We start from the raw sequence: 19,853 nt of genomic DNA on the forward strand, positions 1-19,853 counted from the left end.
CGTGGCGGCACCCGCACTGGCGCAAGCGCCGGTGGCGACCAGGCCGTCCCGGCGGCGGCCGTCGGCCCGCCGCCGGGACCGGCTCATCGGCTGGCTCCTGGTCGCCCCCGCGCTCGCCTATTTCCTGATCTTCCTGCTGTATCCGGCACTGTCGGCGCTCTACTACAGCTTCACGGACTGGAACCTGCGCTCCGACGCCGCCTGGGTGGGGCTGGCGAACTACGCCGACCTGTTCTTCGATGACGTGAAATATCCGCACTTCTGGAAGTCGGTCGGCGTCACGCTGCAGTACACGCTCGTCGCGGTCCCGCTGACCATGGTCTCCGCGCTGGCGCAGGCGCTGCTGCTGAACGCGATCAGGCGCGGGGCGAACCTGTTCAGGCTGCTGCTGTTCCTGCCGGTCGTCACGGCCGAGGCGGCGGTCGGTGCGATCTGGCGCTGGCTCTACGACCCCCAGTACGGCCTGATCAACGCGGTGCTCGGCCTGTTCGGCATCCCGGGGCAGAACTGGCTCAACACCCCCGAGCTGGTCATCCCCGCGCTGGCGTTCATCGCGGCCTGGCAGTGCGGCATCTCGATGATCATCTACCTGGCCGGGCTGAAGGGCATCCCCGGCGCGATCACGGAGGCGGCGGTCATCGACGGGGCCGGCCCCTGGCAGCGGTTCTGGCGGGTGACTTTCCCGATGCTCCGGCCCACCACGTTCTACCTCCTGGTGACGGGCGTGATCGCGGCACTCCAGGTGTTCGGCCTGGTGTACGTGATCTTCTCCGGCAACGGGCGCAGCGTCACCGGCGGCCCCGAGCAGTCGGGCCTGACCTACGTCCTCCACCTCTACCTGTTCGCGTTCCGCTACGACGCCATGGGGGCGGCCTGCGCGATGTCGTTCATCCTGCTCGTCTTCATCATGATCGTGACCGCGCTGCAGTTCAGGTTCGTCAAGCAGGAGGCGGCATGAGGAAGGCCCCCTTCTACGTGGCCCTGGTGCTGCTGGCGGCGGTGTCGGTGGTGCCGTTCCTGTGGATGCTGGCCACCTCGGTCAAGCACGGGCAGGACATCTACAGCAAGGTGCCCAACCTGCTGCCGCTCGACAAGAAGACCGGCGAGTGGGCGGCCACTCTGGACAACTACGACTACGTGCTGAACGTCGGCGGCCTCGGGAACGCGTTCGTCAACAGCGTCTGGGTGTGCGCGATCCTGGTGCCGGCCAAGCTGCTGGTGGACGCGCTGGCCGCGTACGCGTTCGCGCGGATCCCGTTCCCGGGCCGCGACAAGCTGTTCGTGATCATGCTGGGCGGCATGATGGTGCCCGCGATCACGCTGCTGGTGCCGCGCATCCATGTCACGCAGGCGCTGGGGATGTTCGACTCCGGATGGGGGCTCATCGTCCCGAACATCGCCTCCGTGCTGGACATCTTCCTGCTGCGGCAGTTCTTCCTGTCGATCCCGGCCGAGCTGGAGGAGGCCGCGCTCATCGACGGCGCGGGCCGCATGCAGATCTTCTGGCGGATCGTGCTGCCGCTGTCGAAGCCGGTGCTGGCGGTCGTGACCATCACCAGCTTCCTGTTCCACTGGAACGACCTGGTCTGGCCGCTGGTCGTCACCAACGACCCCGAGCTGTACACGCTGCCGCTGGCGTTGCAGCAGCTCGTCGCCAGCCCCGACGGCGGGCGGGCCTACTACATCATGGCGGGCGCCACGCTCGCCGTCCTGCCGGTCATCGCGGTGCTGATCGTGTTCCAGCGCCGCATCCTGCAGGGCATCGCGTTCACCGGACTGAAAGCTTGAGGAGACCGAACGTGCTCATCGACGGGCAGGTGCTCGTGACCGCCGACTACCCCTACTACCGCGACGATCCGGCCGTCTGGGCCGACCGGCTGCGGGCCGTGCGGGACGAGCTCGGCATCGACGTGATCACCTGCTACCTGCCCTGGCGGCACCACCAGCCGGAGCCGGGCCTGGCGCCCGACTTCACCGGCGCCACCCATCCGGCCAGGAACGTCGTCGGCTTCCTGGCGCTCTGCGCCGACCTGGGGCTGCGGGTGATCGCCAAGCCGGGCCCGTTCATCCACGCCGAGGTGGGCTACGGCGGGCTGCCCGACTGGGTCTGCCCGGACGCCGACCCCTCGATCGAGCCGCTGCTCGACTCCGAGGGGAACCCGTCGAGCTGGTGGGACGGGTCCGTCTCCCGGCCGCTGCCCGCGCCTCTGGGCGCCGCGTTCCTGGCCAGGACCACGCAGTGGCTCTCCGCCGTGGGCAAGGAGACGCTGGCCCCCGACGGCCCGGTGGTCGCGCTGCAGATCGCGAACGAGGGCATCTACACCAGCGGAGCGCGGCCGCTGACCGCCTACGACTACAGCCCGTCCGGGCTCGCGTTCTACCGCGACCGGCTGCGGTCCTGGTACGGGACCCTGGAGGCGTACGACGCGGCGCACGCGACGGCGCACGCGACGGCGCACGCGGACTGGGCCGAGGTCGAGCCGCCGCCCAGGGCCGGCGGGCCGCTCGCCCTGGCCGACTGGGGCCGCTTCCACGCCGAGTACCTGGCCGAGGTCTACCGCGTCTGGGCCCAGGCCGTCGGCTCCGACCTGCCCGTCTTCGTGAACCTGAACCCGCCGACCGTGCCCGAGCTGGACGACTGGCTGGCCAGGGTCAGGCCGCGGCTGTGGGGCGGCATCTCGTACGGGTTCACCAACTGGATGGGCGTGGTGTCGGCCGACCGCGACGCCCAGGCCCGCTACGTGATCGCCGCCAAGCTCGCCCCCGGCCCGAACCTGGAGGAGAACTGGGGCTTCTCCCGGCTCTACGACCCCGCCTACATCGACGGCGCGACCAGCTTCCACCAGTCGCTGCTGGCCATGGCGGCGGGCGCGACCGGGTTCAACGTCTACACCGGGGTCTCCACCTCGGGCTGGGCGCCGGAGCTCGACGCGGCGCACGAGGGGCCGTACCCGGACTGCGCGCCGATCGACGCGGGCGGCTCGCCCACCGGCAAGGCGCCGGTGGTGCGGGCGCTGGCTGACTTCTTCGCCGCGCACGGGGCGGAGTTCCTGGAGTGCCCGGGGACGGCGCGGGACGCGTTCGGCCTCTACCTGCCGTACGCCGGGATCGCGGCGCTTTCGGTCGGGGAGACCCCGGGTTGCGGGCAGTCGCTGCTGGCCTTCCACGAGCGGATGCGCGAGCGCGGCCTGGACTACGCGCTGGTCGACCTGGAGGCCACGACGGCCGCGGAGCTGGGCGCGTACCGGTCCGTCACCGTGCCCGGCGGGCCCTTCATGCACCGGCGCGTGCAGCAGCTGCTCGCCGAGTACGCCGCCGCCGGCGGCCGGGTGCTGGTGGACGGGCCGGTCCCCGCGCTGGACGAGAGCCTCGCGCCGTGCGCCCTCGTCACGCCGTCGGCGCCGCCCGCGGAGGGCGACGCCCCCATCGTTCTGTACGGCGCCGCCGACGCCTTCCTGCGCAGCCACCCGGACCGGGACGTCCACTACCTGATCGTGCTCGTCCAGACCGGCAACCGGGGCCCGGTCGGCGTGCGGACGCCGTACGGGACCGTCGAGATCACCGCCGCGGACGGCGGCGCGGCCGTGCTGCGGCTGACCGGCGGCGGGCTGGGCGATCTGGTGGTGAAGGGCGTCAACACCTACCTGTCGTCGGCGGTCGCGGCCCGCGTCTCCCTGAACGGCGAGAGCGTCGTCACGGCGGGCACCGGCGACCTGATCATGATCGCCGGCGTCTGACCAATGCCCGGCATTTATTGACAGAACGGGCGCGTATTTAGCCGCCCCGGTTGCCGCTCTGGTCCTTCACACGGGGACGACGTTCCCACCGGAAAGGAGAGATCGGAATGGCAACCGGAGAATTCCAGGTGATGAAAGTACCCGCCGAGCAGCTCGCCGGCGTTCTCCACGGCCAGGTTGTCGATCCCGGCGCGCAACCCACGAACGTCGTGCACCGCAACGAGGGCTGGACCGTGGACGTGAGCTGGGAGGTCGCGGGCGAGCTCATCGACTGGCTGGCGGGCCGCTGGAATTTGGAGATCATCGCCGACCTGCTGGGCGGCGGTGAGACCAGACATCCCTCACCCCCCGTCGAACTGACCTTCACACCTGGCTCGGGGAGATATACCGCTTCCGTCCCGATGCGCGGTCAGCTTTCTCCCGGCACATATGACCTGGTGGTCAATCTCACCACCACGACCGCCGCCGGCACCGCGGGGGCGCTCGGCGGTTTCGTGGTGATCAGCAAGGTGCTGGTCAAGGAATGAGGGCCGCCGCCCCGGCCCGCCCGGGGCGGCCGTGGAACGGTCCGGCCGACCGGCGTCCTGCAAGCCCGCCGTAAGTGACCCGCCCTACGCTCCTGGCTGGCGGCCACGGGGGAAAGACCGGTCGCCTGACGTATCTGACGCCGCTGGAGACCCTCTTATCTCCTTGAGGCGAACTAACGGGAGATCCCATGTCCGACACTCCGATGACCGCGGACGACGTGCTGCGCATCGCCGCTTACAAGGACCGGAGCCCGGCACTCGAAGCGATGGTCATCGCCTACAGCTACCACCGCGTCGCCGGGGACCTCGCCCAGCACCTGGGCAAGGACGCGAACAACTGGTACTGCTACGCCACCTGGACCTCCAAGGCCGTCGGAGAGAGCCTCGACCTCAGCCCCGACTCCCCCTTCATCCTGGACTTCAGCCAGAAGATGCGGGTGCCCCACCGGTTCAGGAGGGTGTTCAGGGCGGTCCTGCTCACCCTGCTCGGGCCCAGCTACCAGCTCGGGCTCGCGCTCGCCAACCGGGCCATCTTCCTGGAGACCGCCAGCCTCGCGGTCAACCTGTGGAACGACTCGCCCGACCGTTTCCTCAGGGTCAGCCCGGAGTCGGATCTGACGCCGACCCCGCCGGCGTTCCTCACGGACCTGCTGGCCGAGGCCGACCCCCGCTACCTGAAGGACGCCGCCCAGCTCCTGGTCGAGGCCAGGCAGGCCACCGACCCGCAGGCCCGCGCCGAGCTGATGTTCGGCGCCTGCGTGGCGCTGTCGGCGTATGAGCAGGCCCGCGCGCAGAAGGCCCTCGAACTGGTGCTCTACCGGCCGGTCCGGTGGCTGACGCGGGTGTCGTGGCGGTCGCTGCGCTCGCTGGTGACCCGGCGGCGCTTCCCGAGGTTCCGCCTCTACGCCGCGCGGCACGAGGACCAGCCGTGGCTGACGCGCTGGCTGGAGGAGAAGTGGTCCTCCCTCTACACCCGCCACCTGTTCGCCGTGGAGACCCCGCTCAGCGACATCAAGGTCGGCCGGCCGCTCACCGCGCCGGAGGGCGTCGACATGGACCAGGTCTGGGCGCCGATCCAGAACGAGCGGGTCCGCAAGCTGGCCGAGGAGTTCATCACGGCCGACCAGGAGGCGTCCACGGCCGGTGTGGCCGACTGGGTGTCCTACCGCGACCGCATGCGCTTCATCGTCAGCTATTTCCGCGTCTACCAGCACGTGAACGCCCTCTACGACGTGCCCTTCAGCACGGACGTCGCCGAGGGCCTCGCCCTGGAGATGGAGCGCGGGCTGGTGCCCCAGGCCGTCAACAGGATGCTCGCCCGGGGCGGCCGCAACGTCTACGAATATCCGGCGGAAAGCGACCCGGACGCCTTCGAGATGGCTCACTTCGACTTCGAGCCGTTCCTGGAGGCGATCCAGCTCGACCCGTCGGCGAAGTGAGTCAGTCGAGGAAGTCCCTGGTGATCTCGCGGGCTTGCAGGAGCCCGCGAAGCTTCGCGAACGTGCGGGCTCGGGTGGGCCCGATGCTCCCGACCGGTCTGCCCAGCCTGCGCGCCACGTCCACGTAGTGCGGCTCGGAGGTTTCCGTGAGCGCCCTGAACAGGACCCGCTGCGCTGTCGGCAGCTCCTCGACCAGCTCGTCGAGCGTGCCGGCCAGCCAGATCCTGGCCAGCTCCCTGTCCACGTCGTCCGTGCTGCCCAGCGTGTCGAGGTCGGGGGTGCAGATCTCCTTCGTCCGCTTGGTCAGCTTCAGGCACTCGCGGAAGGCGATGGTGGCCAGCCAGCCCGCCATGCGCTGGCCGTCCTCCACGCTCCTGAGGTTCTGCCAGGCCAGCAGCCAGGTCGTCTGGAGCACGTCCTGGGCGTCCTCGTGGCTGAGCCTGAACCGGCGGATGCGCGCCTTGAGCATGGGGCTGAACTCCTCGATCAGCCGCTCCCACGCCACGGCGTCGCCGTCCTGGGCGGCCGACACGAGGGTGGCCGTATCGGGTCGTTCAATGGTGTCCACGTACATGTCGATCTCCCTGCCGGGCCGGGTACTAGGGGGGCCACCATTGCCGGCCGGCACACCAACGGTGCGCCGAGTGATCGTCTGGGGCTGTCTCGCGCGTGACAGTCCCGATGTGTTCCTCATCACAATCGCGACATCCGTGACCACTTGCTGTTCCGGCACGGGATGCGGCCTAAAGTTCTTGCATGAGCGGGTTCCCGAACGATGTCCAGCCGGTGGCCTCCGTGCTGGCGGAGATCCCGCTCTTCCGCGTACTCGGAGAAGGCGGCATCGAGAGCACGGCGCGGGCCGGGATGGCGAGGAGATACCGGGCCGGGCAGATCATCATTCACCAGGGGGACCCGGGAGAGTCCCTCTACGCGCTGCTCGACGGCCTGGTGAAGGTGGTGTTCACGACCGAGCACGGCGACGAGATCGTGCTCAACATGCTGAGCCGCGGCGACACCTTCGGCGAGATGGCGCTGCTGGACGGCTCGCCGCGCTCGGCGTCGATCGTGACGGTGCGCCCCGCGTGGGTGTTCGCGCTGCCCAGGGCGCGGCTCCTGGAGCTGATGCGGGAGCACCCGGGGCTGGCCGACGAGTTCCTGCGCATGCTCGGCCACATGGTGCGCAGGCTCACCGACCAGGCGGCCGACCTGGCCTTCCTCGATCTGGGCGGAAGGCTGGCCAAACTGCTGCTGCAACTGGCCGACAAGCACGGCCAGGCCGACGGGGTGGTGGACCTGCCCGGGTTGACCCAGTCCGACCTCGCCGCGCTCATCGGCGCGTCGCGGCCGGCGGTCAACCGGGCGCTGCAGTCCCTCGTGGCGAGAAACCTCATCGCCGTCAAAGGCCGGGAGATCACGCTGCTGGACGTCGCCGCCCTGCGGAAACGGGGCGGCCTCTGACCGAAATCTGGAGTACGGGGTAGATGAACGATCACGAACGCTGGCCGGAGGAGAGGTTCCGCCAGCTCAGACAGCAGGCCGACGCGGACATCGACAAGGTCGTGGCCGCATACCTGGACGACCAGCCCGCGGGGAGCGGCCCCCTGGAGCTGGTGAAGGCGGTGATCCAGGAGCTGGCGGCGGCCAAGCGGGAGGCCAGGGCGCCGTCGGGCGAGCCGCCCGCCTCCGAGATCTTCGCGGCCATCGACTTCGCCGCGGACCTGCCCGAGTGGGGCGACGACCGCGAACTGCTGGCCAAGGGGCAGGCCGTCTTCGCCGACTACGGGCTCTACCAGTCGGCCGCGCTGTTCTGCAAGTGCCTGCCCATGGCGTATGTGGAGGTGTCCAGCGCCAAGGTGCTGGCCAGCGTCTCCCGGCTCGCCACCCACAGCCTGACCCGGCGGGTGGCCGAGACCGGGCAGATGCTCGTCGACGTGATGGGCCTCAAGGCCACCAACAGCCTGGAGCCCGGCCGCCCCGGGCACACCACGGCGATCGGGCTGCGGATCCTGCATTCCTTCGTCCGCGCCCTGGTGAACGAGCGGTTCGCCGACCACTGGGACACCGCGCGGTTCGGCCCCCCGGTCAACCAGGAGCTCCTGCTGGCCACCATCTTCGACTTCTCGGTGGTGACATGGGAGGCTCTGGAGAGCATGGGTGTGACGCTCTCCGAGGAGCAGCGTGCGGCCCATCTCTACACGTGGAGCGTGTTCGGCCATCTCATGGGCGTGGAGGCCTGCCGCGACCGGCCTCTCACGCTCGATGACGTCGAGCCGGTCAGCGAGCGCATGGGCCGCCTGTACGAGTCCAGCGACGAGGGCCGCCGGCTGATGGCCAGGCTGCTTGAGGAGATGGAGGAGTTCATGCACCTGGGGTGGCGCAAGCTGCCGCGCAGCCTGGTGCACTGGGTCTTCCGCGACGCCGCGTACGGCGCCGACCGGGTGCCCGAGCTCCTGGGCGTGCCCAAGCCCGCCTGGTGGTTCACCGCGCTGTTCGCGGCCGGCCGGGGGGCGCACCGGTACGCGGCGCTGGCCGGGCCGGTGGACGGCGTGGTCCGCTGGCTGGTGCGCCGGCTCGGGCGGCAGATCGTGGTCGCCCTGATCGACCGCCACTCCGACGGGCAGGCGGCGTTCAGGATCCCCGAGGAGCTGGCCGGCGCGTGGCGGATCAAGCAGTCGCGCACCGCCGTCAAGACGCGCGAGCTCCGCCGCACGGTCCGCAGGAAGGTGCGCGCGCCCGCGCCGGGACTGAAAGGGTCGCCCACGTGACCACTCCGCACCCGCCGGGCACGCTGACCACGGCGACCATCCTCTTCACCGACGTGGTCAGCTCCACCGCCATGCGGATCCGGCTCGGCGAAGAACGCGCGAACGTGGTCTTCCGCCGCCTCTACCAGCTGCTCCGCTCCGTCGTGACGGCCAGCGGCTCCACGTTCACCAAGAGCCTGGGCGACGGGCTGATGGCCGTCTTCGACTCGGCCACGGCCGGGCTCGACGCGGTCATCGCGGTCCAGCAGGCGGTGGCCGACGAGAACGAGCGCGCCCCGGACAAGATCTCCATCAGGGCCGCGCTCGCCGCGGGCGACGTGTGCTGGGGCCACGACGACGTCAGCGGGCTGCCGACCGTCGAGGCGGCCCGGCTGGTCGCCATCGCGGAGGGCGGCCAGGTGCTCTGCACCGACCTGGTGCGGCGGCTGGCGCAGGGGCGCAGTCGCCACGAGTTCAAGGACCTGGGGCGGCTGCCGGGCAAGGGGCTGCGGGAGCCGCTGCACACGTACGAGCTGCACTGGCAGAGCGCCGACCACCACCAGGTCGCCGGGCTGGCCCCGTGGCTGGAGGACGGCCACGTGCTGCCCTTCGTCGGCCGGGACGAGCAGTTGCGGGCGCTCGACGGGGAGCTGGCGGCGGCCGAGTTCGGCAGCGGGCTGGTGATCCTCCAGGGCGAGTCGGGGGTGGGCAAGACCCGGCTGGCCTCGGAGGTGGCCAGGCGGGCGCTCAAGCGGCAGTTCACGGTGCTGGCCGGGCGGTGCACGGATCCGGCGCGGCGGGCGTACGAGCCGATCGCCGGAGCGGTGGAGCGGCTGGCCCGCACCTCGCCCGCGCTGCTGCTGCGGGCCGGGGTCGACCAGCAGTGCGGCCAGCTCGTCCGCCTGGCGCCCTCGCTGGCCGCTCCCCCGCTGTCGCTGGAGGTGCCGCCGGCCACCGAGCCCGTGTCCGAGCGCTACCACCTGATGGCGGCGGCCCGCACGCTGATCGAGCGCCTGACCACCGTGCGGCCGGTGCTGCTGGTGATCGACGACCTGCAGTGGGCGACGCTGGAGTCGCTGCAGATGCTCAACGCCCTCATGTGGGACGCCGAGGCCCTGCCGCTGCTGGTCCTGGCCACCTCGCGGCCCCTGCAGGTCGAGTCGGCCCTGCCGGAGCTGCACAAGCTGACCGCCGACAGCCGCACGATCGAGGTCCCCTCCTTCGGGCTCGACGAGGTCACCCACGCGCTGGCGCAGGTGCGCGGCGGCGGCGACTCCGAGCTGCTGCACCGGATCACCGGCGGCAACGCGTTCCTGATCAGCGAGGTGGTCAGGGAGCTGGCCGCGGGCAAGGAGCTCGACGCGCTGACCGTGCCCGACTCGGTGACGAGGATGGTCATGGCCCGGCTGTCGCAGCTCCACCCGCACGCCAGAGACCTGGTCAACCTGCTGGCCGTCGGCGAGCGCATGGAGTCGGCCGAGCTGCGGGCGGGGCTGGGGCTCGACGAGGCCAGATTCGTGGCCGCGGTGGAGGAGGCCATGGGCGCGGGCCTGGTGACCATGTCGGACGGCGGCTCCTGCCGGTTCTCCCACGAGCTGACCAGGACCGCCCTCTACGCCAAGCTGTCCGCGCCGCGGGCGGGGCTGCTGCACGGCAAGGTCGCCGACGCCCTGTGCCAGACCGACCCGCGCGCCATGGAGTCCCGGCCGTACGTCGTGGCCGCCCACCTGGTGGCCGCCGCCGAGCACGGCCGCGACCCGGCCCGGGTCAGCGCGGCGGCCGACGCGGCCGTGCACGCGGCGCAGCACGCGCTGGCCGGGCTGGCGCACCGCGAGGCGGTCACCTGGTACCAGCGGGCGCTCGACCTGCTGGCGGACTTCCCCGGCGCCACCTTGGAGCGTCACGCGGAGCTGCTGGTGGAGCGGGGCCGGGCCATGTGGCTGGCCGGCGATCCCGACGCCAGGCAGACCCTCGTGCAGGTGGCCGACCTGGCAAGGCAGTGCGAACGCCCCGACCTGATCGTGATCGCGGCGCTGGGCGGCAACGCCGGCTCGACCTACGTCCCGGTTGTGCCCGACCAGCAGCGCATCGCGCTGGTGACCGAGGCACGCATGCTGGTCGACTCCACCGATCTGAGCACCCGGGCACTGCTGACGGCCCAGCTCGCCTCCGAGCTCAACTTGGCGCCCGACGGCGAGCGGCGCTTCGCTCTGAGCGACGAGGCCGTGGCCCTGGCCCGCAAGTCGGGCGATCCGCGCACGCTCGCCGGCGTGCTCGGGCAGCGCAGCCTGACGATCATCCCCGCCGACCCGCTGCACCAGCGCCACCGCGACGGCGACGAGATGCTGGAGGCGGCCCGCCGCACGGGGGACGACCTGGCGCTGTTCCACGCGTACGTGCTGCGCACTCCCCCCGTGCTCGACGACGGCGACGTGACCAAGGCCGCGATGCTGCTCGGTGAGGCCGACACGCTGGCCCGCCGGCTCGCCCAGCCGCACCTCACCTGGCTGATCGGCTATTCCAGGGCCGGCCTGACGCTGATGCAGGGGAATCTGGCGCAGGCCGAGTCCGAGGCTCAGGAGGCCCTGCGGCTGGGCTCGGAGATCGGCCGCCGTCTGGAGGCCGTGGCCATCTACGCGGAGCAGATCGCCGAGATCCGGCGGCTGCAGGGGCGGCTATGGGAGCTGCGCGACCGGCTCCGCAGGGCCGCCCAGGCACCGCGCGCGGACCCGGTGCACGCGATCCTGCGGTATTTGTGCGAGCTGGCCGACGAGGAAGCCGCGCCCCTGCTCGACCGCATCCTCGCCGACGGCGGCGCCACTCCGCCCCGCAACATGGCCCTCCGGCCCGCCCTGGACAACCTTGCCGTGGCCGCCTCCCGCCTGGGGCGGGTGGAGCTGGCCGAGCAGTTGTACGGCTCGCTGGCCTCCGACGGGGAGACCTTCGGCCACGGCACGGTGGCCCACCACTGCGGACATCACTACCTGGCGCACCTGTGCGTGGCGATGGGCTCGCCGCAGCGGGCGACAGAGCACTTCGAGGCGGCGGCCGAGGTGCACGAGCGGCGGGGGGTGCCGCTCATGCTGGCGGAGTCGCTGCTCGACTGGGCCGACCTGCTTGAAGGGGGCGAGGTGAGCGGGCCGAAGCCGGCTGACCTGCGCAAGTGGGGCGCCTCGCTCCTGCCGGGCCGCGGCGCGGTCCTGCTGGAGCGGCGGCTGCGCTGATCGGGCCCGGATCGGTGAAAAGCGCTTATCCGGGGCCCGCGGGGGTCAGCGGAGGTAGGAGGCGCCGTTGAGGTCGAGCACGGCACCGCTGGCCCATTCGGCGGCCGGGGAGGCCAGGAAGACGACGGCTGCCGCGATCTCCTCCGGCCGCGCCACCCGCCCGAACGGGCTCTGCGCCCGGATCGCGTCCCCTCCTGGCCCTTCGAGGTACTCGGTCGTCATGTCGGTCTCCACGAAGCCGGGCGCCACGGCCGCCACCGCGATCCCGCGCGGGGCGAGCGCGACGGCCAGCGACTGGCCCAGCGCGTTCAGCCCGGCCTTGCTCGCCCCGTAGGCGGGGCTGTCCGGCTCGCCGCGGAACGCGCCGCGCGAGGAGACGTTGATCACCCGGCCGCCGGCGGGCATGTGCTGGACGGCGCACCAGATGGCGTTGGCCGTCCCGACCAGGTTGACGTCGAGCGTGCGCCGCCAGGCGCTCTGCCACTCCTCGTACGACAGCTCCGCGAGGGGATGGTGGAAGTAGATGGCGGCGTTGTTGACCAGCACCTCGATCCCGCCCAGGGCCTCGGCCGCCGCGTCCACCATGCCGCGCACCGCCTCCGGGTCGGCCAGGTCGCCCCGCACGATCGTGTGTCCCTGGCCGGGCAGCTCGTCCAGCAGGTCCTGCGCCTCCTTCGCGGAGTCCCGATGATGGATCGCGACCCGGTCGCCCTGCGCGGCGAACGCCGCCGCGACCGCCCGCCCGATACCCCTCGACGCACCTGTGACAAGAACTCCACGCCCGCTCATACGACCTCCTCCGTCGGCCGCATGAGCGAGACCCGGCTGTGTTGGATTGATCGCTCGCTGCGCTCGCTCATGTCGCCGCACGCTAGCAGGTGGCCGATCATGGGCGGCGTTCGGGCTCCCGGGCCGGTGGCGCCCACAGGGGCGGGGTGACGGCCGGGTCGGCGGGCAGGCGGACGGTGAAGGTGGCGCCGGCGCCCGGCCGGCCGTCGGCGGTGATGGTGCCGTGGTGGCCCTCCACCACCTCCCGTACGAGCGCCAGCCCCAGCCCGAAGCCCGCCCCCACGAACCGGGTGAAGAGGCGTTCGGTGTGCGCCGGGTCCAGGCCCACCCCGTCGTCGCGCACGGTCAGCCGGACCAGGTCCCGGTCCCTCGACAGGGTCACCCAGATGTGGCCGCCCACGCGGGTGTGGCCCAGGGCGTTGTCCAGGAGGGCCGAGACCACGCGGCGCAGCGCGGACTCCACGCCGCGCACCACGTGATCGCCCGGCCCCTCGCAGCGGACCTCGATCGTCACCCCCTTGGCCTCCGCGCGGGCGCTCTCGGCCACGGCCAGCCCGGAGGCCACCAGCGCGAGGTCGACGGGCCCGAACGGGCGGCGCAGCTGCTGGAACTCGGCCGACCGGAGCAGGTCCTCGACCACCTCGCCCAGCTGCCTGGTGCCGGTCACGAGCTGGTCCACCTCGTCGATCAGCAGGATCGGGTCCGTGCCGCCCCGCAGCCGGCGAGACAGGAGCTGGGCGCGGGTGTGCAGCCGGGTCAGCGGGCCGCGCAGCTCGTGGCTGACGTCGGCGGAGAAGCGGCGCTGGCGCGCCAGGGCCTCGCCGAGCGGCGCGATGGCGCGGCGGGAGATGACCTGGCCCACCAGCAGCGCGGCCAGCAGGCCGCCGATCTCCACGCCGCCGAGCGTGTGGAGCAGCCGCCGGCGTTCGGCGGCCTGGTAGCGCAGGTCCAGCACGGCCTGGAAGGTGGCGTCGCCGCGCCGCTGGGTCCGGATGAGGTACGCGCGCCCGTCCACCTGGACCTCCTCGACCCGGGGAGGCCGGCCGGTGGCGACCTGGTCCATGGCCGCGCGCACCGGAAGCGCGACGGGCGCGCCCGGGGAGCTCTCCACGGTGCCGTCGGGCCGCAGCGCGTAGAGCCACAGGCAGGGAGGAGGGTGGGCGATGGGGGAGCGCTGCACGGCGGCGGTCAGGTCGCGCTCGGCGGAGGCGGCCTGCTGGTGCACCATGAGGCAGTACACCAGCACGCCGGCCAGGGCCAGGACCACGGAGATCGCGCCGGCCACCTGCGCGGTGATGCGGTGGCGGGCCCGCTTCAGCAGCCGCCGTTCCAGCTCCGGCCGCGCGCCTTCCCGCGCCGGCAGGCTCATAACTCACCCAGGCGGTAGCCCACGCCCCGCACGGTGTACACGACCCCTGATCCCAGCTTGTTGCGCAGGTAGTAGACGTACGTGTCCACGATCGATTCCTTCTTGGCGCCGTCGAAGACCCGCTGCCGGAGCGACGTGCGGGTGTGGACCTGCCGCGGGCGCGCCGCCAGGGCGCTGAGCAGCCGGCATTCCTGCCCCGACAGCTCGATCTGCTCCCCGCTGGGCAGCCGGACGATGTGCGACTCGGCGTCCAGCCAGCCCGCGCCGAGCGGCAGCAGCGTGGCCTGGTCGAGGTTCCTGCGGTGCAGGGCCCGCACCCTGGCCAGCAGCTCGTCGATCTCGAACGGCTTGACCAGGTAGTCCTCCGCGCCCGCGTCGAGCCCCGCGACCCGGTCGGCGACCGAGCCGAACGCGGTCAGCACCAGCACGGGCGTGGTGACCGCCTGCCGTCGCAGCCGCCGCATGAGGTCGATGCCGTCGAGCGCCGGCAGGCCGCGATCGATGATCAGCACGTCGTACGAGCGGCTCAGCCCCAGATGCAGCCCCCGCTGCCCTTCCAGAGCCAGATCGACCGCGTATCCCTGCTCGATGAACAGGTCGGCGAGCAGGCGCCCCAGCTCGCGGTCGTCCTCGATGAGCAGCAGCCGACGGGCTGTACCCGATGTTCCAGCCACCTGACCACGGTTACACCACGGTCGGTGCGAATACCAGGTCCACTCCGGCATTCGCCGGTCGAGAACCGGGCGCACCACGGCCCACCTGCGCGATCACGACGGATTGGACCTCACCAGCTCCGAAACTTCCGTGGTCTTGGTCCGGGTCTCCAGACGCTCGGGCAGCGCCAGCTTGTAGAGGGGCAGGGCGCCGGCCGTGGTCAGGACGGCCACGAGCACCAGCATCGCGAAGAGCTCCTGGGTGATCATGCCCTGGGCCAGGCCGATGTTGATGAAGATGAGGATCATCAGCCCGCGGGCGTTCATGAGCGCCCCCACCGCGTACGACTCCCGCCAGCCGAACCCCATCCCCCGCATCGCCAGCGCGCACCCGAAGTACTTGCCGCAGAACCCGGCGAGCAGGATCAGCCCGAACGCCAGCAGCATGGCGCCGCCCGCGATGCCCCCGAGGTGGGTGTTCAGCCCCGAGAAGGTGAAGAACGCAGGCAGCAGCAGGGTCGAGACGATCTCCATCATCCGGCCGTGCAGGGCCTCGCGGAACTTGGGGTCGCGGGGCATGGCCAGGCCGGCCAGGAAGCCGCCGAAGACCGAGTAGACGCCGATCCAGTCCGTCAGCCAGCCGGCCGTCAGCGGAACGAGGATGACGACGTACATGGCGGTGGGGCCGAGGCGGCCGGTGCGGGCGACGTTCGCTCCCATGGGGCGCAGCAGGGGGGCGACCACCTTGAGCATGACGACGGCGAACGCCGCGGTCAGGCCGATGGTGGGCAGCGCGTCGCCGGCGCCGGTGCCGAGGTGCATGGCCGACAGGACGGCCAGGATGCACCAGGCCAGGGCGTCGTCGATGGAGGCGGCGATGAGGGTGAGCCGGCCGACCGGGGCGTTCTCCAGGCCGCGCTCGTACAGGATCCTGGCCAGCATGGGGAACGCGGTCAGCGACAGCGCCCCGCCGACGAACAGGGCGAACTGGAAGGGGCTGACGTCCGGCAGCGAGAGCAGGTCGTACAGCAGGAGGCCCGCGCCGAAGCCGAGCAGCAGCGAGGGGACGATCCCGGAGACGGCCAGCACGGAGGCCTTGCGGACCTCGCCGGGCGTGCGCGCGCTGTGGTCGAGCCCCGCCCCCACCAGGAACATGTAGAGCGTCAGGCCGATGGTGCTCAGCACGTACAGGACCGGTCTGACCTCCTTCGGGAACAGGGCCGCCTGCGCGTCGGGGAAGAGCCAGCCGAAGAACGTCGGCCCGAGGAGCACGCCGGCGACCATCTCGCCGAGCACGCGCGGCTGCATCACCATCTGCGCCAGCCGGCCGCAGATCGCCGCGACGATCAGGATCACGACGAGGGCGGGCAGGACCTTGAGTATGAGGGCGAGGTTGGGGTCGGGAGAGGTGAGGTGGGCCAGTGCGGTCATGTTCGGTTCTCCGCTGGGTGATCGAAGTGGCGCTCGCAGAGCCGTTGCCGGCGGGCGTCCCAGACCATGTACGTGCCGAGGACGAGTTGCACGAGACTGCGCCAGACGTCCTCCCAGCGGTCGCGGACCCGCATGAGGACGAGCGCGGCGCGGGGCGGGGACTCGTGCGGCGGGGTGAGCAGGCACGGCCCCCGGTTGGGCAGGGACCGGGTGTGGGCGGCCGAGGAGTGCAGGGCGTACCGGTGCAGGATCTCCCGCGCCGCGACCCGCATCGCGATCGGCGCCAGCCGCCAGGCCGGGCAGGGGCGGTTGGCGGCGACGCCGAACGGGATGTGGTTGAGATCCTTGGCGGGCCGCTCGAAGCGACCCGGGTCGAAGTGGCCCGGCTCCTCGAACCCGGCGCGGTGGAACTCGGGATAGTTGAAGCACAGCACCGACCCGGCCGGGATCGCGGCACCCTCGCCGAGCGGGATCTCGCCGGTGGTGATGCGGTGGGCGATGCCGAAGAGCGGGTAGAGCCGCAGCGTCTCGGAGATCACGTGGTCGAGGTAGCGGTCGTCCGCCGTACGGGCCCGCTCCTGTACGCCGGGATGCTGTGCGAGGACCATCAGCAGGTGGGCCATGGCCTCCGACATCTGGACGACGGCGGTGTTGAAGAAGGCGCCCTGGAGGTAGAACGCCTGCTCCCGGGGCGTCAGGCCGCCGGGGAGCGGGATCCGCACGCGTGACAGGCGGCCGAGCAGGTAGCGGGTCAGGCGGTGGCGGCGTTCCATGTGCCGCAGGCCCGTGCACTTGAGCGAGGTGACCACGTCGTTCGCGTTGCCCACGATCAGGTCGCGGGCCTCGCGCGGGCACGGCTCGGCGAACACCAGCTCGTAGGAGAACTCGGCCCACAGCGGCATCGTCAGGTCGCGCAGCCGTACCAGCCCTCCGGCGCCGGCCAGCGTGCGGGCGGCGCAGCGGCGCGTGAGCTCCTCGGCCTCGGTGCGCGGCACGGCGAGCAGCCCGCGCGTCGCCCCGGCCACCGCGTCGTAGCGCTCGCCGGCCTCCAGGTGCTCCTGGTGCATCTCGGGGCCGGGCGCCAGCCAGTACCAGAACAGGTCCGACAGCGCGGCGCCCTTGCTGCGCCCGTTCGCGGCCGGGTGCGAGTAGACCTCCTTGAAGCGGTCGATGTCCACGAGGTCGCCGGGGACGGGGATGCTCTCGTCGCCGCTGACCCGGTTGAAGACGCGTACGCGCAGCGCCACGACCCGCGCCGGGAGCCACCACGGCAGGCTCACCAGGACCGCCGACGCGAGCGTCAGGATGATCAGCCCAATGGTCAGCATGGCCGCCGCACCATGCCCCGGTCGAGGTCGCCGATGGAGGCGCAGCCGCACAGGGTGAGCGCGTGCTCGACCTCCGCGCGCAACAGGCCGAGCACGCGGGCCACGCCCCGCTCGCCGTCCGCCGCCAGCCCCCAGATCACCGGACGGCCGACGGCGACCGCCGTGGCGCCGAGCGCCAGCGCCTTCAGCACGTCCGTGCCGCGCCGGATCCCGCCGTCCAGCAGCACGGGCACGGCGCCGCCGACGGCCGCGGCGATCTCCGGCAGCAGGTCGATCGAGGCGGGAACGGTGTCGAGCTGCCGCCCGCCGTGGTTCGAGACCATGATCGCCGAGACGCCGTGGTCGAGCGCGATCCGGGCGTCGACGGGGTGCGTGACGCCTTTGACCGCGATCGGCAGCGTGGTCATCTCCCTCAGGCGGTCGATGTGCTCCCACGACAGCTCGGGCGACATGAGGATCGGGCGCACCCGGTCGCCGTCGCGCAGGTTCTCGCAGCACAGATGGTCGGGCAGGTCGTGGAAGCCGTTGCGCAGGTCGCGTTCGCGCCGCCCGAGCACGGGCGAGTCCACGGTGACGACCAGCGCCTTGCACCCGGCCGCCTCGGCGCGGCGCACGACGGTCTCGGTGAAGGCCAGGTCAGGCTGCACGTAGAGCTGGAACCAGAGCTCGGCGCCGGGCGCGGCGGCCGCCACCTCCTCGATCGCGACGGTGGCGGCCATGCTCACGATCATGATCGTCTCGGCGGCGGCCGCCGCGCGTGCCGTGGCGCGCTCGCCCTCCGGGTCGGCGAGGCGGTGGAACGCGGTCGGCGCCACCAGCACGGGCATGGCGGCGCGGCTGCCGAGCAGGGTGAGGCCGGTCCGCGGCCTGGCCGCGCCGCGCAGCGCCCTGGGCAGCAGGCCGATCCGGGCGAACGCGGCCTCGTTCGCCCGCACGGTGACCTCGTCACCGGCGCCGCCGGCGAAGTAGTCGTAGTGCGCGGGGTCGAGGCGGACGCGGGCCTCGGCCTCGAACGCGCGCAGGCTCCACCGCTCCATCAGACCGGCGCGGACGTCAACTGCTCGGCGAAGAAGGCCCGGAGGGGCTCGACGTGGATCTCCTTGGAGGTCCACTCGTTCTCGAGGTTCTCGGTGATGTGGTGGGCGACCGGGGGCCGGCCTGGCACGTGGTGGCGGACGATGGGGTGCAGGTAGTGGCCCTCGTGAGCGCGGGCCGAGTCGCTCTGGCTGATCCGGCCCACCTCGATGTCGAAGGGGTCGATCTTGTCGTGGTTCGGGCCGTAGTCCAGGGTGATCGCGAAGTGGCCGCGGTCGCCGATCGGCGGGCCCTGCAGGTCGTACGGCACCTCCTCCAGGTAGCGGGCCGTGTCGCCGTCGGGCACGATGACGTCGGCCAGCAGCCCGAACTGCTGCCACAGCGCCGAGGCGCGGTTGACGCGTTCGACGACGGCCGCGGCGAGCGCCTCCGGGTCGGCGGGCAGCACCCTGGCGGGCCAGGGCACGCCGTGGTGGCGGGACTCCAGGACGCGGTGCAGCGCGCGCACGCCGTACCGGAAGCCGTGGATGAAGCCGCTGGTGCCGTGCTTGAAGTCGCGTGACTGCGTGATCGTGCCGGCGAAGTGGAGGTCGGGCACGTTGACGGACTCGTAGGCCGGGGTGAGCGACGGGAACCTGCCGTCGATCACCAGCTCCGGGCGGCAGGAGTCGCCGAAGATCGAGGCGTCGAAGCGGAAGCCGGTGCAGAGGATCACGCTGTCGTACGGGATGTCCTTGGTGACCTCGTTGACCCGGGCGAAGGAGACCGTCACCAGGTACGTGCCGTCCGGGTTGCGCTCGACGCGCTTGACGTCGCCGTCGAGGATCGCGTTCTGCGACTTGAGCTGGTACGTGTCCAGCAGGCCGTTGTTGACCGCCCGCAGGTGGCCGACGTAGTGGGTGCGCCAGGCCATGCGGATCGAGTGCGGGCCCGCCACGTGGATGACCGCGGCGGTCTCCATCAGGTTGTCGGCCGTCTCGAAGGCCGAGTTGCCCTTGCCGATGATGAGCACCCGCTGGTTGACGTAGTCGGCCGGGTCGGTGGAGTGGGTGCCGTACAGCTCGGCCGCCTCGATGCCCGGGATGGGCGGGATGTTGGGCCTGGTGACGCCGGCCGCGACGACGACCCTCTTCGCCTCGTACGTGCGCCCCGACTCGTCCGTCACCCGGAACGACGAGCCGGGCCGGTCCACGCGGACCACCCGGGAGTCGTAGGCGACGCGCAGGCCGTTCTTCTGGGCGAAGTCGCCCAGGTAGCGGACCATGTCGTCGGCGTGCGGGAAATACCGGTCGCTGTAGCGGGTGAACAGCAGGCCGGGGTCGTCTGACAGCAGCGAGTTCCAGTCCATCCGGAGGTTGAGCTCGGGGTCCTCCCACCCGGTGTGCTTCTTGTTGATCGAGATCAGCGTGCGATGGCGCGGGAAGGTGTGGAAGAACCGGCCCGGAGCGGAGCCCGCCTCGAGGATCAGGTAGTCCCGCCCCTGCTCGTGCAGGAAATACCCCAGTTGCAGGCCCGCGGGGCCCGCGCCGATCACCAGGTAGTCCAGGGTCTTGTCCGGCACTGGGGCCTCCGTCACG

Annotated in this window: 16 protein-coding genes; 8 read left to right on the plus strand and 8 right to left on the minus strand. The window is 71.8% G+C overall.

Translation table 11 applies throughout. The annotated features are described in order from the left end of the window. Position 1: 1 nt before the first annotated feature. The 5 genes from ABZS69_RS24725 to ABZS69_RS24745 all read left to right on the plus strand — a co-directional run bounded on the left by ABZS69_RS24725 (position 2) and on the right by ABZS69_RS24745 (position 5,703). Positions 2-958 carry a sugar ABC transporter permease gene (locus tag ABZS69_RS24725; RefSeq protein ID WP_355376624.1) on the plus strand — a complete coding sequence of 319 codons (957 nt, stop codon included), beginning with the start codon at positions 2-4 and terminating at the stop codon, positions 956-958. Next, entirely contained in the window at positions 955-1,788 is an 834-nt protein-coding gene (locus ABZS69_RS24730; protein WP_355376626.1) for a carbohydrate ABC transporter permease, read from the plus strand. Before ABZS69_RS24725 ends, ABZS69_RS24730 begins: the two co-directional genes overlap by 4 nt. Before the next feature lie 11 nt (positions 1,789-1,799). Next, positions 1,800-3,737, plus strand: coding sequence for a beta-galactosidase (locus ABZS69_RS24735; RefSeq protein WP_355376628.1), 1,938 nt, complete (start codon positions 1,800-1,802; stop codon positions 3,735-3,737). Between the two features lie 107 nt (positions 3,738-3,844). After that, positions 3,845-4,264, plus strand: coding sequence for a hypothetical protein (locus ABZS69_RS24740; protein WP_355376629.1), 420 nt, complete (start codon positions 3,845-3,847; stop codon positions 4,262-4,264). 188 nt (positions 4,265-4,452) lie between these two features. Beyond that, on the plus strand, positions 4,453-5,703 hold the full coding sequence (locus tag ABZS69_RS24745) for a hypothetical protein (protein WP_355376631.1): 1,251 nt from the start codon (positions 4,453-4,455) through the stop codon (positions 5,701-5,703). Between the two features lies 1 nt (position 5,704). Here ABZS69_RS24745 and ABZS69_RS24750 read toward each other — a convergent pair whose 3' ends face one another. Next, the gene (locus ABZS69_RS24750; protein ID WP_355376633.1) at positions 5,705-6,277 is read right to left on the minus strand and encodes a sigma-70 family RNA polymerase sigma factor; all 573 of its coding nucleotides are present in this window, start codon (positions 6,275-6,277) and stop codon (positions 5,705-5,707) included. A 182-nt stretch (positions 6,278-6,459) separates the two neighbouring features. On the opposite strand from ABZS69_RS24750, the gene ABZS69_RS24755 reads away from it, so the two are divergent. The 3 genes from ABZS69_RS24755 to ABZS69_RS24765 are packed head-to-tail and all read left to right on the plus strand — an operon-like array spanning position 6,460 to position 11,671. Next, positions 6,460-7,161, plus strand: coding sequence for a Crp/Fnr family transcriptional regulator (locus ABZS69_RS24755; protein WP_355376634.1), 702 nt, complete (start codon positions 6,460-6,462; stop codon positions 7,159-7,161). Positions 7,162-7,184: 23 nt separating this feature from the next. Beyond that, a complete protein-coding gene (locus ABZS69_RS24760; RefSeq protein ID WP_355376635.1) occupies positions 7,185-8,468 on the plus strand; it encodes an oxygenase MpaB family protein in 1,284 nt (427 codons plus the stop codon). Then, on the plus strand, positions 8,465-11,671 hold the full coding sequence (locus ABZS69_RS24765; RefSeq protein WP_355376637.1) for an AAA family ATPase: 3,207 nt from the start codon (positions 8,465-8,467) through the stop codon (positions 11,669-11,671). The genes ABZS69_RS24760 and ABZS69_RS24765 overlap by 4 nt, the downstream gene beginning before the upstream one ends. A gap of 45 nt (positions 11,672-11,716) precedes the next feature. Here the strand turns inward: ABZS69_RS24765 and ABZS69_RS24770 are convergent, their stop codons facing one another. The 7 genes from ABZS69_RS24770 to ABZS69_RS24800 all read right to left on the minus strand — a co-directional run bounded on the left by ABZS69_RS24770 (position 11,717) and on the right by ABZS69_RS24800 (position 19,837). Next, entirely contained in the window at positions 11,717-12,460 is a 744-nt protein-coding gene (locus ABZS69_RS24770; RefSeq protein ID WP_355376639.1) for an SDR family oxidoreductase, read from the minus strand. 97 nt (positions 12,461-12,557) lie between these two features. Next, entirely contained in the window at positions 12,558-13,829 is a 1,272-nt protein-coding gene (locus tag ABZS69_RS24775; RefSeq protein WP_355376640.1) for a HAMP domain-containing sensor histidine kinase, read from the minus strand. Continuing rightward, positions 13,826-14,503, minus strand: a complete 678-nt coding sequence (locus ABZS69_RS24780) for a response regulator transcription factor (RefSeq protein WP_355376642.1) — start codon at positions 14,501-14,503, stop codon at positions 13,826-13,828. The genes ABZS69_RS24775 and ABZS69_RS24780 overlap by 4 nt, the downstream gene beginning before the upstream one ends. A gap of 93 nt (positions 14,504-14,596) precedes the next feature. Beyond that, positions 14,597-15,913, minus strand: a complete 1,317-nt coding sequence (locus tag ABZS69_RS24785) for a cation:proton antiporter (RefSeq protein WP_355376644.1) — start codon at positions 15,911-15,913, stop codon at positions 14,597-14,599. After that, positions 15,910-17,241 carry a cytochrome P450 gene (locus ABZS69_RS24790; protein ID WP_355376645.1) on the minus strand — a complete coding sequence of 444 codons (1,332 nt, stop codon included), beginning with the start codon at positions 17,239-17,241 and terminating at the stop codon, positions 15,910-15,912. Before ABZS69_RS24790 ends, ABZS69_RS24785 begins: the two co-directional genes overlap by 4 nt. Next, positions 17,235-18,278 (minus strand): alpha-hydroxy acid oxidase, encoded by a 1,044-nt coding sequence (locus ABZS69_RS24795; protein ID WP_355376646.1) that lies wholly within the window; start codon positions 18,276-18,278, stop codon positions 17,235-17,237. The genes ABZS69_RS24790 and ABZS69_RS24795 overlap by 7 nt, the downstream gene beginning before the upstream one ends. Next, positions 18,278-19,837, minus strand: coding sequence for an NAD(P)-binding domain-containing protein (locus ABZS69_RS24800; protein WP_355376648.1), 1,560 nt, complete (start codon positions 19,835-19,837; stop codon positions 18,278-18,280). The genes ABZS69_RS24795 and ABZS69_RS24800 overlap by 1 nt, the downstream gene beginning before the upstream one ends. Between the last annotated feature and the right edge of the window lie 16 nt (positions 19,838-19,853).

Source organism: Nonomuraea sp. NPDC005650 (assembly GCF_040605375.1).
Classification (GTDB): domain Bacteria; phylum Actinomycetota; class Actinomycetes; order Streptosporangiales; family Streptosporangiaceae; genus Nonomuraea.

Coding starts and splice junctions, on each gene's coding strand:
- ABZS69_RS24730 (WP_355376626.1), top strand. CDS start 955: ATGAGGAAGGCCCCCTTCTACGTGGCCCTGGTGCTGCTGGCGGCGGTG.
- ABZS69_RS24740 (WP_355376629.1), top strand. CDS start 3,845: ATGGCAACCGGAGAATTCCAGGTGATGAAAGTACCCGCCGAGCAGCTC.
- ABZS69_RS24745 (WP_355376631.1), top strand. CDS start 4,453: ATGTCCGACACTCCGATGACCGCGGACGACGTGCTGCGCATCGCCGCT.
- ABZS69_RS24750 (WP_355376633.1), bottom strand. CDS start 6,277: ATGTACGTGGACACCATTGAACGACCCGATACGGCCACCCTCGTGTCG.
- ABZS69_RS24755 (WP_355376634.1), top strand. CDS start 6,460: ATGAGCGGGTTCCCGAACGATGTCCAGCCGGTGGCCTCCGTGCTGGCG.
- ABZS69_RS24760 (WP_355376635.1), top strand. CDS start 7,185: ATGAACGATCACGAACGCTGGCCGGAGGAGAGGTTCCGCCAGCTCAGA.
- ABZS69_RS24770 (WP_355376639.1), bottom strand. CDS start 12,460: ATGAGCGGGCGTGGAGTTCTTGTCACAGGTGCGTCGAGGGGTATCGGG.
- ABZS69_RS24775 (WP_355376640.1), bottom strand. CDS start 13,829: ATGAGCCTGCCGGCGCGGGAAGGCGCGCGGCCGGAGCTGGAACGGCGG.
- ABZS69_RS24785 (WP_355376644.1), bottom strand. CDS start 15,913: ATGACCGCACTGGCCCACCTCACCTCTCCCGACCCCAACCTCGCCCTC.
- ABZS69_RS24790 (WP_355376645.1), bottom strand. CDS start 17,241: ATGCTGACCATTGGGCTGATCATCCTGACGCTCGCGTCGGCGGTCCTG.
- ABZS69_RS24795 (WP_355376646.1), bottom strand. CDS start 18,278: ATGGAGCGGTGGAGCCTGCGCGCGTTCGAGGCCGAGGCCCGCGTCCGC.